The organism is Mesorhizobium sp. M7A.F.Ca.US.014.04.1.1 (assembly GCF_003998745.1).
Classification (GTDB): domain Bacteria; phylum Pseudomonadota; class Alphaproteobacteria; order Rhizobiales; family Rhizobiaceae; genus Mesorhizobium; species Mesorhizobium ciceri.
Genome location: NZ_RZRW01000419.1, coordinates 1 through 5,116 on the forward strand (window position 1 = coordinate 1; position 5,116 = coordinate 5,116).

A 5,116-nucleotide genomic window follows, 5' to 3' on the forward strand; every position below is an offset into this window, starting at 1 on the left:
CCACCAGAACGCGCGGCCTGTCGTCGCTCACGGCGCCTCCTTGTGGTTTGCTGGAAACGCGATCTGGACGCTGAGGCCGTCCTTGTGGAACGCGGTCTCGACATGGCCGCCGAGCCTGTAACCAATTTCTCCCTGCAGCAGTGTCAGGCCAAAACCATTGTCCAAGGGCGCCTTGACAACAGGGCCGTCCTTTTCGCGCCAGCCAAATGTGAAACTGTCCTCCTCGATCGACCATTGCACACTGACCTTGCCGTCGGTTTTTGACAAAGCGCCGTACTTGGCCGCGTTGGTGGCCAGTTCATGAATGGCCATGCTGAGGGAAAGCCCCTGTTGCGGACCTAGTTTGACATCCTCGCCATCGAGTTCGATCCGCTCGATGCCGAATGGTTCGAGCTCCTGCTGGAGCAGTTCCCTGACCGAGGCTTCCTTCCATCTCTCCCGGGTCAGCAGGCCGTAGGCCCGCGACATGGCATGCAGGCGACCGATCAGCGCATCCGCGAACTCCTCCTTCGTATCAGAACTTTCCCGCGTGCGGCTTGCAATGCTGGCGATCACCGCAAGCATATTCTTGACCCGGTGGTTGAGTTCAGAGATGAGCACCTGCTGATGCTCTTCCGCCTGTGCCAGAGTGGTGACATCGACAAGTGTCACCACCACGCCCTGGATCCTGTTGCCCTTGTCGCGATAGGGATTGATGCGGACCATGTGGAACAGGCCCCTGGCATCGCGTGCCAGATGGTGATTCAGGATCTCGCCTGTCTCGAAAACCTTGTCGATGTGCTGCTTCAGCTCGGGGTAGTCGAGCTGGCTAGACAGATCCGTCAGCGGCCGGCCGACATCGGAGGGACGCAGGCTGAAGAAGGATGACGCCGCCGGCGTGAAGGTACGGACCACAAGGCTGCGGTCGAGGAAAATGGTCGCGATGTCGGTGCTTTCGAACAGGTTGCGCAGATCGCCGTTGACGTGGTCGAGCTCCTCTATCTTGGCCGTCAACTCGGCGTTGATCGTGTTGAGCTCCTCGTTGAGCGACTGCATCTCCTCCTTCGAGGCTTCGAGTTCCTCATTGGTGGACTGCGCCTCCTCATTGACGGAGACGAGTTCCTCGTTCGACGATTTGACCTCCTCCAGCGCGGTCTCGTATTCCTCGATCGTCGATTGCAGGCGCTCCCTGGTGTCGCGCAGCTCCCGCTCGAGATCGGCGGTGCTGTCACTGTCACGGCCGCCGCCGTCTTCCTCTGAGCGGGCCTGGGTCGGCCCCGACGGTTCGAACAGGACGAGATAAAGCGGCTCGCCATTGCCACGTTCGGTGAGCGGTTCGATCGTGAGCTTGATCGGCTGGACCCGTTCGTCGTCTTCCTCTACGATGAGGTTTTCCCGCACCACTGTGCGGCGCGTCGTCGTCGCTTCCCGCAACGCGGCGCGGAGGTCCAGTCGCAGCCCACGCCTAGCCATCGTCAGCAACTGCCGGCTGGGAATCCCTTGCGGCGCTTCGAGATATCTGCCGGTCCTGGCCGAATAATAGACGACATCGCCCTCGGCGTTGACCAGGACATGCGGCGGAGCGAAGCGCTCCAGCACCTGCGCCTCGACAGCCTGGCGCAGCGGATAACCGGCGGCTCCCTTCCTTAAGCCGGCGCTTTCAGAGGGAAAGACGCCGGAACGGCTCTCACCGATCAAGGCGGGCAGCCTGATATGCGGCGAGGCATGCTCGCGCGCCTGGAAGAGACGATGTTTCTTGTCGACAGTGGCAAACAGATTGTCGTGCTGCCCAACGCTTTCGGAGGTGCCGAGGAACAGGTAACCGCCGGGCTTCAATGCATAGTGAAAGACAGGGATGACACGGCTCTGGATGCTCGGGCCGAAATAGATCAGCAGATTGCGGCAGGAGACCAGATCCATGCGCGAGAAAGGCGGATCGCGAATGACGCTGTGCGGCGAGAAGATGCACAGTTCCCGTATCTCGTTGCTAATGACATAGCTCTCTCCGTCGCCGTTGAAGAACCGCTGTCGGCGTTCGGGTGAAAGCCCTTGCAGCAAGGCTTCGGGATAGCGTGCCGCCCGGGCCACCGCCAGCGCAGGCTCGTCGATGTCGGTGGCAAATATCTGGACGCGCGGAACGACCGTAAGCTTCTCCATGTGTTCGCGCAGCAGGATGCCGATAGAGAACACCTCCTCGCCCGTGGCGCATCCGGGAACCCAGACCCTGACGGTGTCGCTGGCGGTCTTGCCTTCGAACAACTGCGGTATGATCTTTCGCTCGAGCAACTCGAAGGCATCGGGGTCGCGAAAGAAGTTGGTGACATTGATCAGCAGATCGCGAAAAAGGTTCATCACCTCGCGAGCATCTTTCTTCAGCCAGTCTATATAGGCGCTGATGGAATGGACCTGGGCGATCTGCATGCGTCGCTTCACGCGGCGCAGAAATGTCTTGGTCTTGTAGCCCGAGAAGTCGTGGCCGGAGTGGCTGCGCAGAATGGCGTATATCTGTTCTCGCACCTTATCGATGTCGGCCGTATGGTCGCCATCTTCTTCCGCCAGCCCTTCCAGCGTGTCGAAGCCGCGGGCGAAAGCCTCCAGCTTCGCCCCGATCTCCTCGGCGGGCACAGCGACGTCGACGAGCCCGCTGGCAATAGCGCTCTGTGGCATATCGGGATTGCGCGGCCCGTAGCCGTCGTGCGCTTGCGCGACAGTGAGGCCACCCCGCTCCTTGATCGCCTTGGCGCCCAGCGTTCCATCGGAATCACCGCCCGACAGAATGACGCCCACGGCATATTCGCCCTGGTCTTCAGCGAGCGCACTAAAGAAGATGTCGACGGGTTTGCGCTCTTGGGTAAGCCCGTTGGGCCGCCGCAGGCGCAGCACACCGTTGGCGATCGCCAGAGTGACGTTTTGTGGCATCACGTAGACGTGGTCAGGTACAACAGCTATGCCATCCTCGGCCACAACGACAGGCATCTCGGTGTAGCGGCTGACAACTTCATGCAACAGACTTTCTCGCTTCGGGCTGAGATGCGTGATGATGATGAACGCCATGCCGGGCTGGCTGGTAACGCCTTTGAACAAGCCTTCCATCGCGGGAATGCCACCCGCGGACGCGCCGATGCCAACGATGGGAAATCTAGTCGATCGGGCAGTCACGGCATGTCCCCCTTTCGCCGACCCGACATGAAGTCTCCTCAAGGCCGGATCGAACAGGACACAACCATATAGCGCGCAAGAGGTATGGAACAAGACGTCAGGGATGACGTTGAACCCGATATCAATGGTGGTTCAATGACGAAACGCTCTGCTGACATAAAACTCCGAGCGCCAGTGGTGTCAGGGGCGCCTGGATCGCTAGCAGATTCCGATGCGGGGCCCGTCCCGGATCGCATGCTGATGCTTGCGAAGCGGTTGCAGGCGGCCTTGGATGACAGAATTCGGAAAGCAAATCCTCTGCATTCTAACCTCCGTTGCAAGAAAGGATGACGACGTGCGCGACCTGCGGGGGCTGCATATTCTGATAGTTGAAGACGAATGGACGATGGCGGGAGATCTTGCGCGGTTTTTCAGCAATATGGGCGCCATAATCCTTGGTCCCGCTGCAACCGTCGAACAGGCTTCCAAACACACCGGGACGGCCGAAGCTGCAATCCTCGACGTCAATCTCAATGGCCGACGCGTGTTTCCAATCGCCGATGAGTTGATGCGCCGGGGTGTCCCCTTCGTGTTCTTCAGTGGCGATGACGACATCGCCATTCCCGACCATCTCCGCTATGCCAGCAATCTGCGGAAATCCTCGGGCAGCCAGGCGGTGTTCAACGCACTCTTTCCCCCGCAGGAATCGGGGCGGGCGCCCCCCGGACCGGACCCGTCCGACGACGTCTTCGCGCTTTTGCCCAAACTGCGACTTGCGGCGCGCCTTTTGCTGGGAGACGTCGACGCATCGGATCGGCTCGTCGAGAGGACGCTCGAGCAAGCGATCCGGGATGTCGACCGCAGACAGCCTGGTCAATCCACTGAAAACTGGCTCAACGGCATCATGCGAGAGATGGCGAAAACCCGCGGCGCAAACCTGATGCATTAATTTTACCCTCCCTCTCAGGCTGAAGTGCTAAGCCGCGGGGCCGTCATTGTTGACCACATCTCGACAACTGGGCCGTACAGATCAGCCGCTTGGCTTGCGTCATCAGCCCTTCTGATCGCGCTCGACGAATTTGTTGAAACGGCTGGCTTTCCCCTCCCCAGTCTTGGCCTGATACAGAAAGGCCAGATCGTTCTCGTCGAATATCCGGAAGAACTCGTCCCATTCGATGGGCTCGAATGCTTCCTCAGGCTCACCGAAGTCGATCCGCAGGATGCCGCCCTCGCCTTTTGTGCGTACCACTGCCGGCCGGCCGTCCCGCTCCTCGGCCCACTTGCGAATTTCGTCGTGGTCGGTGGTCGTTTGCGACTGAGACATTGAAATCTCCTTTGATCGGCGTTGCTCCATGGGACACGCGGGCTGTCGGGCGTCCTAACAGCACAAGGGCGTCAATGTTCCAGCACCGCGCCGTGATCGCGATGCCGGCCCAACGAAGTCCGCCAAAGGAACTTTGTTGAAGCAAGGGAACAAACCTTTTGCCGAAAAGTTCGGGGCGCCGAGGTTACTTGTCTGAGGAGTCGTCGTGAAACGCATATTGGTTACAGGAGGCTGCGGCTTCATCGGCCGGCATGTCGCACAGGAACTCGTCGAGCAGGATTATTCGGTTCGCATCCTCGATGCGCTGCTGGAGCAGGTGCATGCGGGCGAAGCCGTCGCGCTTCCCGCCGGGACCGAACTGATCAAAGGTGATGTCCGAGACCGGGAGGCGGTCGCCAGTGCGCTGGAAGGTGTTGACGCGGTCATTCATCTGGCGGCGGAAGTCGGCGTCGGACAATCGATGTACGAGATCGCGCGCTATGTCGGCGCCAATGATCTCGGCACCGCAACGCTACTTGAAGCACTGATCAAGCACCCGGTCGAACGGATCGTCGTCGCCTCGTCGATGAGCGTCTATGGCGAAGGGCTCTATGCAACGCCAGACGGCCGGCGCATCGACAATGCCCGGCGCAAGGCGAGCGACATCAAAAGCGGGCAATGGAATCCGCTGTCGCC

Annotated in this window: 4 protein-coding genes; 2 read left to right on the forward strand and 2 right to left on the reverse strand. The window is 60.2% G+C overall.

The genetic code is table 11. The annotated features are described in order from the left end of the window. Positions 1-27 precede the first annotated feature (27 nt). Positions 28-3,138 carry a CheR family methyltransferase gene (locus EOA22_RS23825; protein WP_063170159.1) on the reverse strand — a complete coding sequence of 1,037 codons (3,111 nt, stop codon included), beginning with the start codon at positions 3,136-3,138 and terminating at the stop codon, positions 28-30. A 271-nt stretch (positions 3,139-3,409) separates the two neighbouring features. On the opposite strand from EOA22_RS23825, the gene EOA22_RS23830 reads away from it, so the two are divergent. Next, positions 3,410-4,066 (forward strand): response regulator, encoded by a 657-nt coding sequence (locus tag EOA22_RS23830; RefSeq protein WP_082826656.1) that lies wholly within the window; start codon positions 3,410-3,412, stop codon positions 4,064-4,066. 102 nt (positions 4,067-4,168) lie between these two features. Here EOA22_RS23830 and EOA22_RS23835 read toward each other — a convergent pair whose 3' ends face one another. Continuing rightward, entirely contained in the window at positions 4,169-4,441 is a 273-nt protein-coding gene (locus EOA22_RS23835; protein ID WP_063170158.1) for a hypothetical protein, read from the reverse strand. A gap of 205 nt (positions 4,442-4,646) precedes the next feature. Here EOA22_RS23835 and EOA22_RS23840 point away from each other — a divergent pair. Continuing rightward, positions 4,647-5,116: NAD(P)-dependent oxidoreductase (locus EOA22_RS23840; protein WP_127390258.1), on the forward strand; the 470-nt coding region annotated here is incomplete at its 3' end.